Origin of the sequence: Streptomyces sp. NPDC004266 (assembly GCF_042874095.1) — a bacterium.
In the GTDB taxonomy this organism is placed as follows: domain Bacteria; phylum Actinomycetota; class Actinomycetes; order Streptomycetales; family Streptomycetaceae; genus Streptomyces.
On record NZ_JBIAMM010000008.1, the window covers coordinates 213,265 to 230,988 of the forward strand.

Below are 17,724 nucleotides of genomic sequence, written 5' to 3' on the forward strand. Positions count from 1 at the left end.
CCCGTGCCCCCGCTCTACCGGCGGGCGAGGACCTCCGCCGCCACCCGGCGGCCGGAACGGATCGCCCCCTCCATCAGTCCGAAGAACTCGGTGCTGGTCTCCGTTCCGGCCCAGTGCACCCGCAGGTGGGGTGCCGTCAGTCCCGGGCCGTGCCGCACCCAGTCGCCGGGCCCGAAGAGGGCGGCGTAACAGCCCTTGCTGTACGTCTCGTTGACCCAGTCGGTCACGTGGAAGCCCACGGGGTCGGGAAGCATCGGGAACAGCCGGGCCGCCTGCTCGAACGCCGCCGAGCGCTGCTCCCGCGGATCGAGCGCCGCGAAGCGATGGGCCTCGGCGCCCGTGACGAAGCCGGTGAGGACGCCGACCCCGGCTCCCGCAGGCGAGTCGTCCACGGTGGACAGCAGCGGTCCCCCGGCGTTCACCGACCACCCCGACAGGCCGTGGTCCCGCCAGACCGGCGCCGGGTACACCAGGTGCACCTTGACCGCGCAGCCCCGCGCGGTGCGGTCGCCCGCCCGGCGAGCCGGCGGCTCGGGCCGGTGGTCGACGGCGTCGGCCGGCAGGGGCGGCAGGGCCATGACCGCGACGTCGGCCCGGTACTCCCCCTTCGGGCTGCGGACGGTGACCCCGTCGTCGTCCTGGTGCACGGCGTGGACCGGCTCCCCGAGCCGCACCCCGGCCCCCAGCCGGGCGGCCAGCCGCTCGCACACCTGGTGGGCGCCCCCGTCGATCCGGTCCTGCTGGGCACCGCCCTCGAAGGCGTTCAGGTAGCGCAGTCCACCGCCCGACCGCAGGTAGAAGGCCACGTGCAGGATGGACACCCCGGCCGGGTCGGCCGCCATCATCTCGCCCAGGAAGAGCGGGAAGAAGAGCCGGGCGTCCGGGTGCGTGAGGTGCCGCTCGGCCCATGCCCCGGCGGTCAGGGCGTCCAGCTCCTCGGCGCCCGGCGTGAGCCACGGGGCGTCGGGGCGGACGGTCGCGGTGAGTTCGTCGAGCCTCTCGAAGAGGTCGCCGAGGGCCACGGCGTTGAGCGGGGGGAACCGGCCGTCCCGGGTGGTCTCCTCGGTCCCGAGGGCGAAGCGGCTGGCTCCCCGCATGACGGTGGGCGTCGCCTTGAGGTCCAGCTCGGCCATCAGGGAGTGGAGCTCCGTGTGCCGGTCCCCCAGGTAGGCGGCGCCCGCGTCCACCCACGCCCCTTCGGAGACCTGGAGTCCGCGGGCCCGGCCGCCCACCCGGTCGCGTGCCTCCAGTACGGTCACGTCGATCCCGGCGGCGGCGAGTTCGGTCGCGGCCGTCAGTCCGGCGAACCCGGCTCCGACCACCACGGCGCTGGTGACGCCTCCGGAACGTCTGGGGCCGCCGTCGGCCGGGGTCTCGTCGCGCGCGGTCACCGGGCGTCCGCGATCTTCTCGGCGAGCAGTCCGGGGGTCGGAGCGCCGAGGAAGTCCTCGAAGGTCAGCTCCACCCCGTAGGAGCGGGCGACGGCGCTGAGCACCCGGGTCGCGACCAGCGAGTCGCCGCCGAGGAGGAAGAAGTCGGAGTCCGCCGAGACGTCCTCGGCCTCCAGGACGCGCCGGAAGATCGCCACCACGCCCTCGGTGTCGGCACCGGCGCGGGAGCCGTCGGGGGCGCCCGGGCCTGCGGGCGGGTTCCCGGCGGCTGAGGCGGTGGTGTCAACGCTCATCAACGGTCTCCTTTGACCTGTTCACGGTTGCGTAACGCTGGTGCGAGGCTCTCCTGTCGACCTTGCCGCTCGTGGTCAGCACGAGGTGCGGGACGACGGCGATCCGGCTCGGCACGAGATGGGCGGGCACCCGCTCGCGCAGGTAGGCCCGCAGGTCGCCGTCGAGGTGCCGCGTTTCGGTGCCCGGTCTGGGCACCACATAGGCGACGAGTGCGGCGCGGCCGACGCTGACGGCTCCGGTGACGGCCACCGCGTTCACCGCGGGGTGGCCGGCGAGGTGCGCCTCCACCTCGGCCGGATCGACGCGGATGCCCCGGATCTTGATCTCGTCGTTCAGCCTGCCCTCGTGGGTGAGGAGGCCGTCCGGCGTCCTGCCGACCCGGTCTCCGGTGCGGAACCGGCGTTCGCCGCCCACGACCGCGTACCCCTCCTCGGTGGCCCGGGGCATGCCCAGATAGCCGAGGGCCACCGCCGGGCCGCCGATCAACAGCTCGTCCTGGTCCCCGATGTCCTCCACGACGTGGGCCAGGGGCCGGCCGATCGGCGCCCTGGTACCGCTCGCCCAGTCCCAGCCCGGGACCGGGGCACGGGGGCCGTGCAGGTCGACGGCGTGGGTGATCAGGGTGGTCTCGGTGCATCCGTAGGTGTTGACCAGGCGGACGCGGCCCGTGTCGAGGCGGCTCCAGTCGGCCAGCCGGGCGGGACGGACGGCCTCTCCGCCGATCACCATCAGCCGGACGCGTTCGGGAAGCGCCGTCCCCTCCTCGGCGAGGTGGAGCACGAGCTCGTGCCAGAAGGCCGTGGGGAGGTCGAGGACGGTGACGCGTTCACGCTCGACCATCCGCAGGAACCGCGGGAAGGATCCCGAGTGCGCCTCGCGGTCGAACACCAGGGTGGCGCCGGCGGTCAGTGTCGGGAGGATCTCCTCCAGCGAGGTGTCCCAGTTGAGCGAGGCGAACTGGAGCACCCGGTCCTCCTCCGTGAGGGAGAAGAGGTCACGGAGCGAGCGCACGGAGACCGAGATGGCCCGGCGCGGTGTCACCACCGGCTTGGGCCGGCCGGTGGAGCCCGAGGTGAAGAGGATGTACGCCGGTGCTTCGGGACTCGTGTCCCGCCCGGGGCCACCGGTGGTCGCCGCCGTGACCGGCCCCGTCTCCTCCTGGTCTAATCGGATGACCGGCAGGCCGAGTCGGGGGTCGAGGGCCGCGCCGGTGCCGATGGCCGCGCGGCAGTCGGCCGCGGACGCCATGTCCTGCTGGCGCGCCGGTGGAAAGGACGGATCGACGGGGCAGTAGACGCCTCCGGCCGTCAGCACGGCGAGCAGCGCGACGACGGTTTCCGGGGTGTGCGTGGCCGGCACGGCGATGGCTCCGTGCCAGGGTCCGAGCCGCTCCGCGAGGCCGTTCACGAGCTCCTGCAGCCGGCGGTACGTCACGACCCGTCCTTCATGGACGAGTGCCGCGCGCTCCGGGTTGCGAAGAGCGGCTTCCGTGAAGGCCTCGATGAGGTCCGGGGTGGTTCCTTGGGTCTCGCACTGCATCGACTTGATCGCCCCAAATAAGCTTGAAAGCGCCTGTCCGTGCCCGACGAACGGGGACTCTACAGGCGAACTAGTGTTGCCACAATGGGAGTTGTGGAGAATCGGATGATCTCCGTGGACGCGGCGTGACGGCGGGCGCTCCAGCAGGTCAGAGCCCCTGCGGGGGTTCCGCTTCCGCTTCGGGACGGAGGACGTCACCGGAGGCGCCCCCACCGCGGAGGGCGGTGCCGGGCCCCGCCCCCGGGGGCCGAAAGTGACGGGTGGGTGACCGGGTTCCTCGCCGGGCTCGCCGTCCGGCATCCCGCCGAACCTGCGCGACCTGTTCGAGCCGCCCTTCCTGGAGGACGGGGTGCGGATCCACACGAACTCGTGGGGCCCGGTCACCCCGGGCCTTCCGTACAACCAGAGTGCGCGCGAGGTCGACCGTGTCAACGACGTCGAGCAGGTCGGCTGGCGGAACGTCCCCGCCGGGGAGGCCGAGGTCGTCGTCGGGGCCTTCCGGATCACCCGGTCGCCCAGCCGTATGCCGTCGCCTGGCGCGTTTTCTGACCGGTACGGCCGCGGTGCCGACGCGTGGAGCGGCTCCGGGGTCGCGCGTCGGGCGACGCGGAGTGACCGGGAGGTCGCGCATCGCGACGGTCGGACGCGGCGCGTCCGGTCCTCCTCGAAGGCTCCGGCCCCACCGCGCCGGCGCACGAACGCCCTGACCGGTGACGGCCGACGCTTCGACATGCGCTTCACCACACGCGGGTGAACCATGGAGGGAGGTCGTGCGTGCGGCAGCCGCAGGCGAGGGGGAAGTCAAGGCAGCTGTTCCGGCTCCGACTTCCAGAGGTGGCGAGCGTGGACGTTTTCGATGCCGTCGTCGTCGGGTCGGGTTTCGGCGGGTCCGTGACGGCGTATCGCCTGGCCGACGCCGGCCTCCGCGTATGCGTCCTCGAAAGGGGGAGGCCGTTCCCTCCCGGGTCCTTCCCCCGCAGCCCCCACGAGGCGGCCAAGAACTTCTGGGACCCGGATTCCCGGTTGTACGGGATGTACGACATGTGGAGCTTCTCGAAGATGGACGCGCTCGTGTCCAGCGGGCTGGGCGGGGGGTCGTTGATCTACGCGAACGTGCTGATCCGCAAGCCGGAGAGCTGGTTCGTGCACGAGTCCTTCGACGGCGGCTACGAGGACTGGCCCGTCACCCGTGCCGACCTCGACCCGCACTACGGATCCGTCGAGACCATGCTGGGCGCGCGGAAGTACCCCTTCGACGTGGAGCCCTACCGGAGCACGCCCAAGACCCTCGCCATGCGCCGGGCGGCCGAGCGACTGGGGCTGCCGTGGGAACTCCCGCTGCTGGCCGTCTCCTTCGGGGACCCCCCGGTGCCCGGAGCCCCCCTCGACGGCGGCGAGGACAACCTGCACCACAGCCCGCGCTATGCGTGCAGGCTCGTCGGCGAATGCGACCTCGGCTGCAACTTCGGCAGCAAGAACAGTCTGGACTTCACCTACCTCAGCGCGGCGCACCGGCTCGGGGCGGACCTCCGGACCCTCTGCGAGGTCCGCTCGTTCGAACCGGTCCGAGAGGGCTTCCAGGTCTCGTACATCGAGCACCGCGCCGCCGGGGACGAGGACCCCTCGGCTCCTCCCGTACGGCGTACCGTCGGGGCCAGGAGGCTGGTCCTCTCCGCCGGCACGCTCGGCACGACCTATCTGCTGTTGCGGAACCGCAGCGCCTTCCCGGCGCTCAGCCCAGCGCTGGGCACGCACTTCTCCGGGAACGGCGACTTCCTCGGGCTGGTGTTCAAAGCCCGGAAGAGGCGTCGGGACCGGCCCGGCGAAACGGTCCCACGCCTGCTGGAGCCGAGTTTCGGACCTGTCATCACGAGTGCGATGCGGGTGGACCGCAAGGGGAGCGGCGAGGGGGACCGGGGGTTCTACGTCGAGGACGCCGGATACCCGGAGTTCCTCAACTGGCTCGTCGAGGACAACGTCCTCACGATGTCCAACCGGGTCGCGAGGTTCCTGCTGCGGCGAGGGTGGTCGCAGCTGACCGGGACCGCGCGCAGCCGTGTGGGGCGCCAGCTCGGCGACGCCCTGGGCAAGGGCCTGTTCACCGCGACGTCCCTCCCGCTGCTCGGCATGGGAAGGGACGTCCCCAACGGCCGGATGTTCCTCCGGGACGGGAATCTGGACCTCGACTGGAAGCTGGCCGCCTCCGATCGGTACTTCGACCAGATGAACGAGACCATGGAGCGCGTGTCCCGCAGTCTCGGCGGGCACTACGCCGCGAATCCCCTGTGGTTGCTCAACCGCCTCATCACCGTGCACCCCGTGGGCGGCGCCCCGATGGGGCGCACCCGTCGGGAAGGCGTGGTGGACTCCTTCGGCCGCGTGTACGGCTGTCCGGGACTGTCGATCGCCGACGGCTCGGTGCTGCCCGGCCCCGTCGGCCCGAACCCCTCGCTCACCATCGCGGCGCTGGCCGACCGGTCGGCCGACCGCATCATCGAGGACCACCGGCAGAACTCTGAGGGCCCCTCATGACGACCGGACAGGGCACCGCGCCCCGCAGCGGATCCCCGCGCAGATCTCTCCTCCTCGCCGGCGGCGGGCTGAAGGTGGCCTACCAGGCGGGCGTCCTCCAGGTCCTGCTCGACGAGGCCGACCTGACGTTCGACCACGTAGACGGCGCCAGTGGGGGCGTGTTCAACCTCGCGATGTACTGCCAGGGGATGTCCGGGCGCGAGATCGCGGACAACTGGCGCGGGCTCTCTCCGCTGAAGGGCGTCACCCCGAACTGGCGCGAGCTGCCCAAGGGGCCCTACGCCCGCTCCCTCTTCACGCTGGACGGCTACCGGCGCCACGTCTTCCCGGACTGGGGGCTGGACTGGGAGCGGATCCGGGCCACCGACCGTGAAGCCACCTTCAACCTCTACAACTTCAGCGCCAACGAACTGGAGCCGGTGACCGCCGACCGCATGGACGAGGACCGGTTCTGTGCCGGGGTGGCGCTGCCCATGTGGTTCCCCCCGGTCGTCATCGACGGGCAGACGTACATCGACCCGGTCTATCTGACCGACGCGAACGTGGAGGAGGCGATCCGGCGGGGCTGCGACGAACTGTGGATCATCTGGACGGTCAGCCGGAGGCACCGCTGGCGCGACGGCTTCGTGGCCAACTACTTCCACATCATCGAGACGACGGCCAACGGCCGGCTGCAGCACTGGCTGCGCCGGATCGAGACCAGCAACGCCGCCATCCGCGACGGGGAGGAGGGAGAGTTCGGGCGCCCGATCGAGGTCCGGCTGCTGAGCGGCGAGGTCCCCCTGAACTACCTCATCAACTTCAGCCGGGACCGATTCGCCCAGGCCGTGGAGCTCGGGGTCCAGCACGCGCGCCGCTGGTGCACGGACCAGGGGATCCCCTGGAAGCCAGGTGAACCTCCCGGCACCCCCGACGACCCGACCCGCATGCGCTTCACCGAACGCATGGTCGGCCGTGTCGTCTTCGGGGAGGAGGACGCCCGGAAGGCGGCCTCGTCGGCGGCCGGAGCCACCGCCGACATCGCCCTGCACCTGACCGTGGACGTCCGGGGAATGGACCGCTTCCTCGTCGGGCCGGAGCACGAGGCCGAGCTGAGCGGAGAGATCCTCTGCCAGGAGCTGGGCGGTCGCCTTCCGGTCGAACGCGGAACCTTCCAGCTGTTCGTGGAGCACTCCGACCCCCAGCACCTGCGGATGCGCTACCGCCTGTTCTTCACCGACCGGGCCGGTCACCGGCTCACCCTCAGCGGGTACAAGGACGTCAGCGAGGACTCCCGTCGGGGGATCTGGAAGGACACGTCCGTCCTCTACACGCACGTCCTCCGCGGTCACGTCGATGCCGACGAGGAGTCCGGGGCCGAGTCGGTGGCCGCGGGAACCGTTCACATCCGCCCCGCCGACTTCCTGAAGCAGCTCACCACCTTCCGGGTCGAAGCGCCGACGCTGCGGGGCAGGGCGACCACCCTGGGACGGTTCGGGCGGTTCTTCCTCGGCAAGCTGTGGGACGTGTACGCGCAGAACGTCCTGCCCTGGTCCCCGCTGTGACCGAGGAGGAGCCGACGTGGACTTCCGTGAACTGCGCAGACACGCGGACGGGCTCCGGTTCACTCCTCAGGAGCCGGTGCGCTGGCTCGCGCCGAAGGAGCTGGCGCGTACGGCGGTGAAGGTCTGCCTGGCCTCCGTCTTCGCCGGCTACTCGGACAAGCGAGAGATCCAGGGCGCTCTGGAGGCCGGTCTCCTGCGGGCGCCGCTGGCGGATCCCGCTGCCGAGGAGATCTGGATCGACTTCGTCGCGGACCTCGGCGACGGATTCGAGGCGACGGCCTCGGTGGCATCCGCCCTGGGGGCGGACCGACTCGCCGTCGAGGGGCCCGGCCCGCTCCCCCGTGGCTCGCTGCTCGTCCTCGGCGGGGACCAGGTGTACCCGGTGGCGTCGGCGACCGGGTACGAGGACCGGATGAAAGGGCCCTATCGCGCGGCGCTCCCGTCGGCGACGGACGAGCCGCTCATGGTCGCGCTGCCGGGCAACCACGACTGGTACGACGGACTCACCGCGTTCCTGCGGATGTTCGCCCAGGAGAGCGCGATCGGCGGCTGGCAGACCCGGCAGACCCGGAGCTACTTCGCCGTGGAACTGCCGCAGCACTGGTGGCTCGTCGGGCTGGACAGTCAGCTCGGCACCTATTTCGACGCCCCGCAGCGGCGCTACTTCGAGACCCACTTCTCGCCACGGCTGCGCCCGGGTGACGGCGTGATCGTCTGCTCGGCCGAGCCCACCTGGCTGAGGAGCGACGAGAGGGCCGACGCCTTCAACTCCCTGCACTGGTTCGACCGCAACATCGTGCGCTCCCGCTTCGACCGGACGACCCGGCGGCGCGAGGAGACGGGCGCCTCGATCCGCCTGTGGCTGACCGGCGACAAGCACCACTACGCCCGCTACGCGGAGCGGCTGCCCGACGACGGGGCCGGGGCCGACGACGCCCTGCCCCCGGACCCCCGGCGGCGCCAGATGGTGACGTGCGGCCTGGGCGGGGCGTTCCTCGCGTCCACCCACAGGCTCCCGAAGGCCCTGCCGCTGCCGCCGGCCACCTCGCGCATGCGGCAGAAGGACCGGCCTCCGACGGCCTTCGCCCTCGCCCAGCACACGTACCCGGACGCGGCGGAGTCCCGCTCGCTCGTCCGCGCGATCGCCAAGCCCTGGTCGCGGTACTGGCTCCCGCGGCGCAACCCCGGATTCGCCGTGCTGGCCGGGGTGGTGCAGATGGTGCTCGTCCTGATCATGAGCGGCGCGTTCGCGCTGGCCGAGGGCCGGCACAATCCCGTCGAGGCCCTGCGGAGCGCCGGTGTCGACGATCTGCTCGGCCTGCTCTGCACCAGTGCCGTGCTCTTCGCCCTGCCCTTCGTGATCGGCTGGTGGAGGGGGCTGCTGCGCGAGCGGCGCCCCAGGGCGCCGTCCGGTCCGATCGTGGCCGTGCTGTTCCAGGTGGCGGTCGCCGCCGCGGCCCTGACCGTCGTCGTCGCCATCGCCCGGTCGGTCCCGTCCTCCTGGAACGGCTTCGCGTTCCTGGCGATCCTGCTGGTCGTCGCCGCCGTGACGGGCGCTTCCCTCGGCTCCCAGCTCTTCGCCCTGTGGGTGCTGTGGACGAACCGGGGCCTGGTCGCCGAATGGCAGATGTCCGGGCAGTCCATCGACGACCACAAGGGCTTCCTCCGGATGCACCTCGCGCGGGACGGCACGCTCACCCTCTACCCGCTGGCCCTCGACGGGACCTGCCGGAACTGGGAGTTCGACGAGGTCACGGACGAGGAGGGCGTGTGGAGGCGTCCGGTGCCCGAGCCGGCGCCGACCGTGCGGCTGATCGAGGAGCCCGTCGTGATCGCGCGGCACGGTCGGGGGTGACCGCGAGGAGGTACCGGACCGGGCTCGGGCCGCGTCCCGACGGACCGGACGCCCTGAGGGCGTCCGGTCCCGGGCGTCGCGGTCGACTCCGCCCTCGTCAGCGCACGCGCCAGGTGAGCGAGTTGCTCGTCGCCGCGCGGACGCCGGGGTCGCGGACGGCCGCCGTGGTGTCGGTGACCGTGGCCGTGACCCGCTGGCCGCTGCGGACCGCGCCGAGCTCCGCGGGGGTCACCGACAGGTCGCCGGTGGCCCGGGTGACCTGCTTCCCGTCGACGTACCAGGTCAGGACCGGGTTCGCCAGGCCGGACACCGGGGCGAGCCGGACGTCGAGCGCCTGGGTCGTGCCGACCCGCTTGCCGGTCGGCACGGTCGAGGTCACGGCGTCCGCGTAGGTGTAGAAGCCCTTGATCATCGCCTCGCGCCCGACGTGGTTGAACTGCGTGGAGGCCAGGGTCCGCATGAGGGAGGTGCTGGTCGGGCGGTAGACGCCCGTCTCGTAGTAGTCGCCGCCCTCGTAGGTGCCGATCACGGAGCCGGTCGGGTCCTGCTCGCCCAGCCAGCGGTACCACTTGCTCGTGCCGAGGTCGGCGGCGACGGAGATGTTGGCGCTGTCGGAGGAGGGGTACGGGTAGGCGCCGTAGCCCGCGTACTGGTACTCGTCGGCCAGCAGGCCTATCGAGTGGCCGAGTTCATGGGCGCCTATGAGGTACGACTGCGGGTTGTCGGAGGACATGGTCGCGATGCCGTGGTACGACGCCCCGGCGGGCGGGGTGGAGAAGCTGTAACCCGCGCCGCCGTACTTGGTGGAGTTGGCGATGACGAAGACGATGTCGGAGGCGGGCGCCCGGTCGGCGTACGTGGTGACCTTCGACGTGTCGACGCAGAGCAGCCTCTCCGTGTCCTCGCAGAAGAAGTAGGAGCTGAGGGCCGTGTTCTTCACGACCCCCGCGGTCGGGTCGCCGGAGACGCCGGACTCGGCGGAGGCGGCGTCCACCAGCCAGACGTTGAACAGGCCGCGGTAACTGGCGTACGGCTCGATGGCGAAGACCGCGTCGAGCGTGGCCTGCGCGTCCGCGTGGAAGTCGGCCTGCTGCCCGGCGGTGTAGCCGTCGCCCATGACGACCAGGTCGAGCCGTCCGGAGACCGGTCCGGTCTCCTGGACGGCCGTGACGGCGGCGGAGGTCGGGGCGGGCGCGGTCGCCGACCGGTGGCCGGAGATCCTCGCCGGGGCCCGGGCCGGGACCCTCTTGTGCCGGGGCTCGGCTCCGGGGCCGTCGAAGTACTCGGCCTCGTGCGTCGCCACCGTGCCGGAGCCGGCGACGGGAACGGGCTCCGCGCCGGCCGCGTTCGCGCCGGCGAGCAGGGCGGCGGCGGTGACGGCGGCGCCGACGGAGACGATCCAGCGGGTGCGGGCAGATCCGTGTCCGGGCACGGGGACCCCTCTCAAGCGATGAGTTAACTGTGCTTAACTGGGCGCTTAAGCTAGGGGGTTGGGAGCCGGGGACACAAGACCCGGGGCGGGAAGAGCAGAGCGGGCGGACAGCGCGGAAGCCGCCACGGCCGCGCTCTCACCGGCGGCGACAGGGGGAGGGACTGGCATGATGGAGCGCATGGCGAAGCGGGACGACCCCGAGACCATCGGCCACAGGGTGCAGCGGCTGCGGCGCGAGCGGGGGCTGACACAGCGACAGCTGGCCGAGCCCTCCTACACCCCCGCCTACGTCTCCACGCTCGAGGCCGGCCGGGTGCGCCCCTCCGACGAGGCGCTGCACCATATCGCCGACCGTCTCGGCGTCGCCTTCGAGGAGCTCGCCACCGGACGGCCCGCCCGCCTCGCGACCGATCTGCGGCTCCGGCTCACCGAGGCGCAACGCGTCCTCGCCGTCGGCCAGGCCGAACAGGCCGCCCTCCAGTACGCCGAGCTGCTCGCGGAGGCCGTGACGCACGGGCTCGCCGAGGAACAGGCCACCGCGCTGCTCGGGCTCGGCGAATGCGGTCTCGACACCGGTGACCTCACGGCCGCCCGCGAGCACTTCGAGCGCGCCGAACAGGCCCTGGCCGAGGCCTCGCTGCCCGCCCGCGTCCCGGCCCGACGCGGCCGCGCCGTCACCCACTACCTGGCCGGCGAACTCCGCTACGCCGTCTACCTCCTGGAGTCCACGCTCGACGAGATCAACCGCGCCGGACTGCACGACCCCGACGCCCTGCTCCTGCTCCACACCGCCCTGATCAGCCCCTACATGGACATGGGCGCGCAGGCCCGCGCCGCCCAGGCCGCGGAGCTGGCGCTCGCCCTCGCCCCCCAGGCCGGGGATCCGGCGCTGATCGCCCGGATGCACCGCTCGGTCGCCCGCACCCTGCTCGCCGAGGGCAGGATCGCCGAGGCCGACGCCTCGCTCGCCAAGGCCGCCGAGATGTACCACCAGCTGAAGATCCGCACGGAGCTCGCCAACTGCCGCTGGATGCGGGGGTACGTGTACGCGCAGAACGGCGAACTCGACCGCGCGGAGCAGGAGTTGCGCGCCGCCCTGGCCATGCTCGCCTCCCACCGCGCCACCCTCTACAGCAGCCAGGTCGCCGTCGAGCTCGCCGACGTGCTGCACCGGCGCGGCGCGTCCGAGGAGGCGTCGGATCTCCTCCGGGGAGTGCTCGGGGGCCTCTCCCCGGAACGCGGCGCGGTCCACGCGGCCGCCGCCCACCGGCTGCTGGGCATCATCGCCGAGGACGCCCAGGACACCGAGGCGGCCGAGCAGCACTACGTCCGCGCCCTGGGCCTCCTGGAACGGGCGGGCGCCGCGGGCGACCTCGCCGACCTGTGCCGGCTCCTCGGCGACCTGCTGCGCCGCACCGGCCGGGTGGAGGCGGCCCTCGACGCGTACCGCACGGGCCTCGGCCACCGCACGGCCGGCACCACCACGCTCGGTCCGGCGCCCGCGCAGCCGCTCCTGTAGAGCGGCACGGGGCCGGCGTGCGCTCCGGTCGTGGCGACGGCCCCGCCGGCCGCGGATCGGAGGGAGTCGCCCCTTCACCCCCGTGGAGGCGCGCGGACCGCCCCAAAGATCATCCGCTGTTAACGGCCGCGTTCCGAAGTCTTCGGCAAGTCCCCCTGGTCTCGCAGGCGTTCAGTTCCCTACGAAGAAGTGACATGAGCGCTTTCGCTCTCAGCGCCCTGACCGCACTCGCCACCGCGTTCACGCCGACCACCGGCCCCGTGACCCCGGTGACCGTCACCGCCACCGTGGAGACTCCCGCGGTCCACGACGACGAGGCGGGCGGCAACGCCGACGCCGCCGACCCGGCCGTACGGGTCGACGCCGCCCCGGCGCCGCACCGGTCTTCGCCGCCGCCGAGACCGAGGACACCCTCGACCTCCCCGCCGCCTTCACCCTGCCCGACGGCAGGACCTGGACGACGAGGAGTTCGAGCCCCCGAAGCCGGTCGACCGCGTCCACGGGTAGGGCACGCCCTGGACGTACGACGCGGCGGAGGAGGAATGCGTCCTCGACACCGCGCACAACCCCAGGCTCCGGCGGTGAGCACCTGCGTGCCGACGCGGAGGGCCTCGCCGTCCACCACGCCGGGGACGGCACCGGGGACGTCCTCGCCTCCAGCCAGGGCGTCAACGACCACGTCGGCTCCTTCCGCGTCGGCGGCGGCACGGTCGACGGGATGCAGCACTCCGACGGCTCCACCGTGGTCAACGTCCCCTTCGGCGGGAACTTCCCCGAGGGCCTGCTGGTCACCGGCTGCAGGAATCCGGGATTCGCGTCCCCGACGACCTGGCCGTGGTCACCTACGACGACGAGCCGGCCACCCTCGCCGATCCCCCGCTCACCGCCGTCGCACCCCCCAGGCGCGCGGTGGGCGCCGAGGCCGTCGAGCTGCTCGTCAGGAGACTGGAGGACCCCGGGCGCCCGACGCACGACCTCATGCTGAACCCCGTCCTCAACGTCCGGAGTTGAGGGACCGGTCCGCCAGCCGGGCGAGGGCCAGCGTGTGAGCGCGGTCGAGGGAGTCGGCGGCGGCGCAGGGGACGTCCGGCTGCACGCCGGTTCCCTCCCAGTTCGTGCCGGAGACGGGGTTGACGGCGCGGCCGACGGGGACGGTGACTTCCAGGTGCGGGTGCACGGTCCAGCCGTTGCACGGGTGTGCGCCGCCGCGGGTGCGCTCGCCGACGACCACGGCGCGGCCGAGCTGCTGGAGGTCGTACGCCAGCTCCTCGGCGGCGGAGAAGGTGCTGTCGCCGGCCAGCACGTACAACGGCTTGCTGCCGCCGAAGCGCGCTCCGGGCACGTGCGGCTGGCTCCAGGACTGCTCGCTGCGCTCGCCGTCGCGCCAGTACATGGTGTTGAGGTGGGTGCGCCCGTCGAGCAGGTGGCTGCAGACGAAGGCGACCGTGTCCGGGTCGCCGCCCCGGTTGGCACGCAGGTCCACGATCAGCGCCTGGGCGCGGGAGGCCAGGGTGAGCGCGGCGCTCAGCGGTTCGGCGGCCCACTCCAGGGGGAACAGCATCGGTGCCAGCTCCACCACGGCGACCCCTCCGTCGAGCAGCTGCACCCGGGGCGCACCGCCCAGCGAGGTGTCGAAGTCCCGGCGCATGGCGTCGAGGGCGGCCGCCCCCCGCTCCGGGGGGACCGGGTCGGCGTGGTGCCTCAGCCTCAGGTGTCGGTCGCCGTTGACGGACTGCAGGTCCGCGGTGACCAGCCGGGCGAGCTCCGCGGCGTCGTCGACGTCGTACGCGCCCTCGGTGAGGCGCCCTCGGAGCAGGACGGCGAGCTGCTCGGCCGTCTCGGGGAAAACGTAGTGCTCGGTCAGCAGCCGAACCGTCTCGTCGATGACGGGGGCCGGAGGAAGCTTCGTCGAAGTCGTCACGGCAGGGAGTAGAGCACCGCCCTCGCGAAAGCGTCAAAGGGTAAAAGGATGCGGGCACTTCGGTACGCGTGATCAGCCCCCTGCCCACCGTCTCCCGTCCCGGTCGAGGCCGACGACCGGCCGCCGCGCAGACCGGTCCGCTCAGCACGACGCACCTGACCGCGCGCCGTCGTCCACCTCGCCGCAGGCGTTCCGGCCCGCGCGGTGCCGAACACCCGGCCTGGAGGGAGGGCCGAGGCAGCGCTCCGCCCGCGCTCCCTCCCCTCACGGTCGGGCCGGGAGCGCCGACGGCCGAGGCCGCGGCGGTCGCGGGTCCCGGCCGGGCGGGCGGGACGTGGCCGGGCCTCGTCGTCCCCGAGGGGACCCGGTCGCGCTCGACGGCGCCGCCGTCCCGCGGAGCGGCGACGACGGTCACCCGCGCGGACCCTCCCTCCAGGCGTCGCCGACGGCGGGAGGCCAGGATGGACGGTGCCGGGACCTCGTCTGTCGCTCGGCGGGCCGGTGTGCGGGCCGGCTCGACCGGGCCCCGCGCGCCGGAGTCCCGCGTGCCCGATGTCCCACCCGACGGAACAAAGGGAGTGCGCATGGCCGAGACGCAGTCTGGTGGCGGCACCACGCCGCCCGTCCTCAGCGGTGACGGTGTCCAGCGGTCCCTGCACACGACGCCGCGGTCCGCGGGCCTTCCCGACCTGCGGCGCGTGGGCGCGAACCCGGACCACTGGTATCCGGTCGCGCTGTCGAGGAAGGTGCGCCGGGGGCGGGCGTACGCGACCGCGTTCGCCGGCGAGCGCATCGCGCTCTACCGCGGTGAGAGCGGCGCCGTACACGCCCTGGAGGACCGGTGCGCGCACCGGCAGGTCCCCCTGAGCATGGGCGTGGTGGAGGGCGAGACGCTCCGCTGCTGCTACCACGCCTGGGCCTACCGCGGTGACGGCCGCATCTCCCAGATCCCCTACCTCTCCAAAGGGGACGGCCGGCCGCCGCGCGGGGTGCGGGGCTACCCCGTTCGCGAGGCGTACGGCCTGGTCTTCGTCTTCCCCGGGGACCCCGAGAAGGCGGCGGAGACCGCGTTGCCGGAGCTGCCGGCCCACGGTTCGCCGCAGTACCGGACCATGACCTTCTCCCGGACCGTGCGCTGCCACTACTCCTTCATGCACGAGAACCTGCTCGACATGAACCACCAGTTCCTCCACCGCGGCGTCGTGGGCAGGCTGCGCCCGGAGCTCCTGAGCCACCGGGCCGAGGGGCGGACGGTGGAGGCCCGGTACCTGTTCACGCACACCGGAGGGAAGCGGAACCGCAGCGCCGGCCTGCTGGCCGGTGAGGGCATCGGCGGTTCGGCCACCAGTGACGTCATGACCATCCGCACGGAGTACCCGTACCAGACGCTCGACCTGGTTCCGGAGAAGGCCGATCATCCGGCCCTGCGGCTCTGGGCGGCGTACGTGCCCGAGGACGCCGAGCAGCGCACGTGCCGCGCCTACGGCCTGCTCATGATCGAGAAGCCCGGGATTCCCGCCGCCCTCCATGTGGCCTGGCCGTTCATCCGCCGTTTCGCCGAGCGGGTCTTCGCGGAGGACCGGATGGCCGTCGAAGCGGAGCAGAGGGCGTGGGACGAGCAGGGCGAGGACCGCAACCACGAGGTCTTCCCGGTGATCCTGGACGTCCGCGAGGTGCTGCGCACCCACGGCGTCCCCCTTCGTTCCGGGGCCGCCGCCTGCGACCCCGCCGCCTGCGACGGCGCGCTCCGCGGGCACGCCCCTCAGGGGGAGGACGACGCCTTCCGGGACCCGCGGCCTTCACCCGCCCGGCCGGGCGGGTGAAGGCGGACCGTACCGGGCGTGCCGGCGGCGCCGGCCGTAGCGGGCCCCCGTACGACGAGCCCCTGCGGCTCCGGGTCCGGGGGGTGTCCTCGCACCTCAGGAGGCCGGTGACGGTGGTGCCGCCCAGGCCGGTGCCGCCCGCGTCGGCCTCCGGGGTGACGGGGCCGGTGATCGAGCCGCCGTCGCACAGCACGACGGGTCGAGCGGTGTCCCGGACGGTGAACCGGCCGTCGAGTCGCGCGCCGCAGAGGGTCAGGGCGAGCGCTCCTTCGGCGGAGAACGGCCCGGTGAACGCGGCGCCCGAGGCGGCCGGGGCGCCGCCCGCCTCGACCCGCACCGGCCCGGGCCGACGGGCTCCGGCCGCCGGGCGCAGCAAGCCGCTCGCGCGCTTTCCCACCTTCGTCGACGCCGAGCACCGCTTCGGCACCGCCGCCCCGTCGTACTGGACGGCGGCCGCCCCCAGCGGAAGCTCGCCCTCCCTGGGCGGCTGCTCCGACGTCCGGGCCCTCTGCCTGGACGTGCGGCACGGGCCTGACAGGTGGTCAGGTTCCGTGCTCCCCCGGCCTGTTCGGAGTCAGCCGGCGTTCTCCTCGTGGGAGCCGGCGGTGGTGGCGGCTCCGGTGCCGGCCTCCTCGCCCATGCCCGGCGCGACGGCTCCCCGGTCGTCGAGGCCGAGCGCGACCTTCGTCCAGCCGGCTTCCCTGCGGTCGAAGGCCCGGTACGCGTCGATGGCGTCCCCGAGTCCGGACCAGCGCGTGACGAGGGGGGTCGGGTCGAGCGTGCCGGAGCCCACCAGCGAGACGAGACGGGGCACATAGCGGCGGTGGTTGCAGTTGCCCGCCTTCAGCGTGAGGTTCTTCATGAACGCCTCGCCGAACGGGTAGTGCTGGACCTGCGGCGGATAGACCCCGACCGTGCCGAGGGTTCCTGCTTTGGCCACCATCTGCACCGACCAACGGGCCGCGAGGGACGGCGCGTCCCCGGCCACCCAGGTGTCCCCGTCCGGGTTCTGTTCCGGCGCCGCCTCGGCGCGTTCGTGCTCGAACTGCTGCGCCTGGTCGCGCAGCGCCTCGGCCGCCGGCCCGTGCGACGGGCGCTGCGCGTCCACGCCCACGGCGTCGATCACCCGGTCCACGCCGATGCCGCCGGTGAGATCGAGCACGGCTTCGACCGGGTCCTCGCTGTTGAAGTCGACGGTCTCCGCGTGCTGGCGCCTGGCCAGGTCCAACCGGTCGGCTATCCCGTCGACCACGATGATCCGGCCGGCGCCCTGCAGACGTGCGCAGCCGATCGCCGCCTGCCCCACCGGGCCGGCTCCCACGATCGCGACCGCGTCACCGTCACCGACCTCCGCGAGCTCGGCGCCGAACCAAGCCGTCGGATAGATGTCGGAGAGGAGGACGGCCTGGTTGTCGTCCACGGTGTCGGGCAGCGGCACGAGTCCCACGTGCGCGAAGGGCACCCGGGCGTACTCCGCCTGGAGTCCGTCCAGGCCTCCCGCCGCCTCGGGGCCGCCGAAGAAGACGGTGCCCGCCCGCGGGCCCCCCGGATTGGCGTTGTCGCACTGCGCGTAGTAACCCGCCCGGCAGTAACTGCACGTGCCGCACGCCACCGTCGACGGCACCACCACCCGGTCACCGGGCCGCAGGTTGCGCACACCGGGCCCCACCTCCTCGACGACGCCCACGGCCTCGTGGCCGAGGATCCGGCCCTCCTTCATGCCGGGCATCGTGCCGCGGACGAAGTGGATGTCGGTTCCGCAGATCGCGGAGGTGGTGATGCGTACGATCGCGTCGTACGGGTCCTGGATCCTGGGATCCGGCACCTCGTCCAGGCGTATGTCGCCGGTGCCGTGCCACACGACTGCCTTCATG

At 73.0% G+C, this 17,724-nt stretch carries 12 protein-coding genes and 1 pseudogene; 7 read left to right on the forward strand and 6 right to left on the reverse strand.

All coding sequences use genetic code 11. The features are described from left to right. Nucleotides 1-14: 14 nt before the first annotated feature. From ACFYUZ_RS20945 to ACFYUZ_RS20955, 3 genes are read right to left on the reverse strand one after another with little or no spacing between them, the layout of a single operon-like run. Nucleotides 15-1,391 carry a flavin monoamine oxidase family protein gene (locus ACFYUZ_RS20945; RefSeq protein ID WP_389311352.1) on the reverse strand — a complete coding sequence of 459 codons (1,377 nt, stop codon included), beginning with the start codon at nt 1,389-1,391 and terminating at the stop codon, nt 15-17. After that, on the reverse strand, nt 1,388-1,684 hold the full coding sequence (locus ACFYUZ_RS20950) for an acyl carrier protein (RefSeq protein WP_389311354.1): 297 nt from the start codon (nt 1,682-1,684) through the stop codon (nt 1,388-1,390). The genes ACFYUZ_RS20945 and ACFYUZ_RS20950 overlap by 4 nt, the downstream gene beginning before the upstream one ends. Next, complete coding sequence (locus tag ACFYUZ_RS20955) at nt 1,674-3,224, reverse strand: amino acid adenylation domain-containing protein (RefSeq protein ID WP_389311356.1); 1,551 nt, start codon at nt 3,222-3,224, stop codon at nt 1,674-1,676. Before ACFYUZ_RS20955 ends, ACFYUZ_RS20950 begins: the two co-directional genes overlap by 11 nt. A gap of 843 nt (nt 3,225-4,067) precedes the next feature. Here ACFYUZ_RS20955 and ACFYUZ_RS20960 point away from each other — a divergent pair. Genes ACFYUZ_RS20960 through ACFYUZ_RS20970 form a run of 3 tightly spaced genes read left to right on the forward strand, consistent with a single transcriptional unit; the run spans nt 4,068 to nt 9,155 of the window. Then, entirely contained in the window at nt 4,068-5,756 is a 1,689-nt protein-coding gene (locus tag ACFYUZ_RS20960) for a GMC oxidoreductase (RefSeq protein WP_389311358.1), read from the forward strand. Beyond that, a complete protein-coding gene (locus ACFYUZ_RS20965) occupies nt 5,753-7,300 on the forward strand; it encodes a patatin-like phospholipase family protein (RefSeq protein WP_389311360.1) in 1,548 nt (515 codons plus the stop codon). Before ACFYUZ_RS20960 ends, ACFYUZ_RS20965 begins: the two co-directional genes overlap by 4 nt. A gap of 16 nt (nt 7,301-7,316) precedes the next feature. After that, nucleotides 7,317-9,155, forward strand: coding sequence for a hypothetical protein (locus ACFYUZ_RS20970; RefSeq protein ID WP_389311361.1), 1,839 nt, complete (start codon nt 7,317-7,319; stop codon nt 9,153-9,155). Nucleotides 9,156-9,252: 97 nt separating this feature from the next. On the opposite strand, the gene ACFYUZ_RS20975 is transcribed toward ACFYUZ_RS20970, so the two are convergent. After that, a complete protein-coding gene (locus ACFYUZ_RS20975; RefSeq protein WP_389311363.1) occupies nt 9,253-10,587 on the reverse strand; it encodes a M64 family metallopeptidase in 1,335 nt (444 codons plus the stop codon). 178 nt (nt 10,588-10,765) lie between these two features. Between ACFYUZ_RS20975 and ACFYUZ_RS20980 the strand changes: the two genes are divergently transcribed. The 3 genes and pseudogenes from ACFYUZ_RS20980 (at nt 10,766) to ACFYUZ_RS20990 (ending at nt 13,117) form a co-directional block, all read left to right on the forward strand. Beyond that, nucleotides 10,766-12,106 carry a helix-turn-helix domain-containing protein gene (locus ACFYUZ_RS20980; RefSeq protein ID WP_389311364.1) on the forward strand — a complete coding sequence of 447 codons (1,341 nt, stop codon included), beginning with the start codon at nt 10,766-10,768 and terminating at the stop codon, nt 12,104-12,106. A gap of 589 nt (nt 12,107-12,695) precedes the next feature. After that, nucleotides 12,696-12,839 (forward strand): annotated as a pseudogene (locus ACFYUZ_RS20985) (hydrolase); the annotation flags it as partial. A gap of 101 nt (nt 12,840-12,940) precedes the next feature. Then, nucleotides 12,941-13,117: a substrate-binding domain-containing protein gene (locus ACFYUZ_RS20990; RefSeq protein WP_389311366.1), complete on the forward strand. Its 177-nt coding sequence runs from the start codon at nt 12,941-12,943 to the stop codon at nt 13,115-13,117. On the opposite strand, the gene ACFYUZ_RS20995 is transcribed toward ACFYUZ_RS20990, so the two are convergent. After that, nucleotides 13,101-14,027 carry a S41 family peptidase gene (locus ACFYUZ_RS20995; protein ID WP_389311368.1) on the reverse strand — a complete coding sequence of 309 codons (927 nt, stop codon included), beginning with the start codon at nt 14,025-14,027 and terminating at the stop codon, nt 13,101-13,103. The genes ACFYUZ_RS20990 and ACFYUZ_RS20995 overlap by 17 nt on opposite strands. A 584-nt stretch (nt 14,028-14,611) precedes the next feature. Between ACFYUZ_RS20995 and ACFYUZ_RS21000 the strand changes: the two genes are divergently transcribed. Continuing rightward, nucleotides 14,612-15,850, forward strand: a complete 1,239-nt coding sequence (locus ACFYUZ_RS21000; protein WP_389311370.1) for a Rieske 2Fe-2S domain-containing protein — start codon at nt 14,612-14,614, stop codon at nt 15,848-15,850. A 574-nt stretch (nt 15,851-16,424) separates the two neighbouring features. Here the strand turns inward: ACFYUZ_RS21000 and ACFYUZ_RS21005 are convergent. Then, the gene (locus ACFYUZ_RS21005) at nt 16,425-17,723 is read right to left on the reverse strand and encodes a zinc-dependent alcohol dehydrogenase (RefSeq protein WP_389311372.1); all 1,299 of its coding nucleotides are present in this window, start codon (nt 17,721-17,723) and stop codon (nt 16,425-16,427) included. Nucleotide 17,724: the final 1 nt, after the last annotated feature.

What these genes read in the sequence shown, in the direction of transcription:
- ACFYUZ_RS20950 (WP_389311354.1), bottom strand. Translation starts at nt 1,684, where the DNA reads ATGAGCGTTGACACCACCGCCTCAGCCGCCGGGAACCCGCCCGCAGGC.
- ACFYUZ_RS20955 (WP_389311356.1), bottom strand. Translation starts at nt 3,224, where the DNA reads ATGCAGTGCGAGACCCAAGGAACCACCCCGGACCTCATCGAGGCCTTC.
- ACFYUZ_RS20965 (WP_389311360.1), top strand. Translation starts at nt 5,753, where the DNA reads ATGACGACCGGACAGGGCACCGCGCCCCGCAGCGGATCCCCGCGCAGA.
- ACFYUZ_RS20980 (WP_389311364.1), top strand. Translation starts at nt 10,766, where the DNA reads ATGGCGAAGCGGGACGACCCCGAGACCATCGGCCACAGGGTGCAGCGG.
- ACFYUZ_RS21000 (WP_389311370.1), top strand. Translation starts at nt 14,612, where the DNA reads ATGGCCGAGACGCAGTCTGGTGGCGGCACCACGCCGCCCGTCCTCAGC.
- ACFYUZ_RS21005 (WP_389311372.1), bottom strand. Translation starts at nt 17,723, where the DNA reads ATGAAGGCAGTCGTGTGGCACGGCACCGGCGACATACGCCTGGACGAG.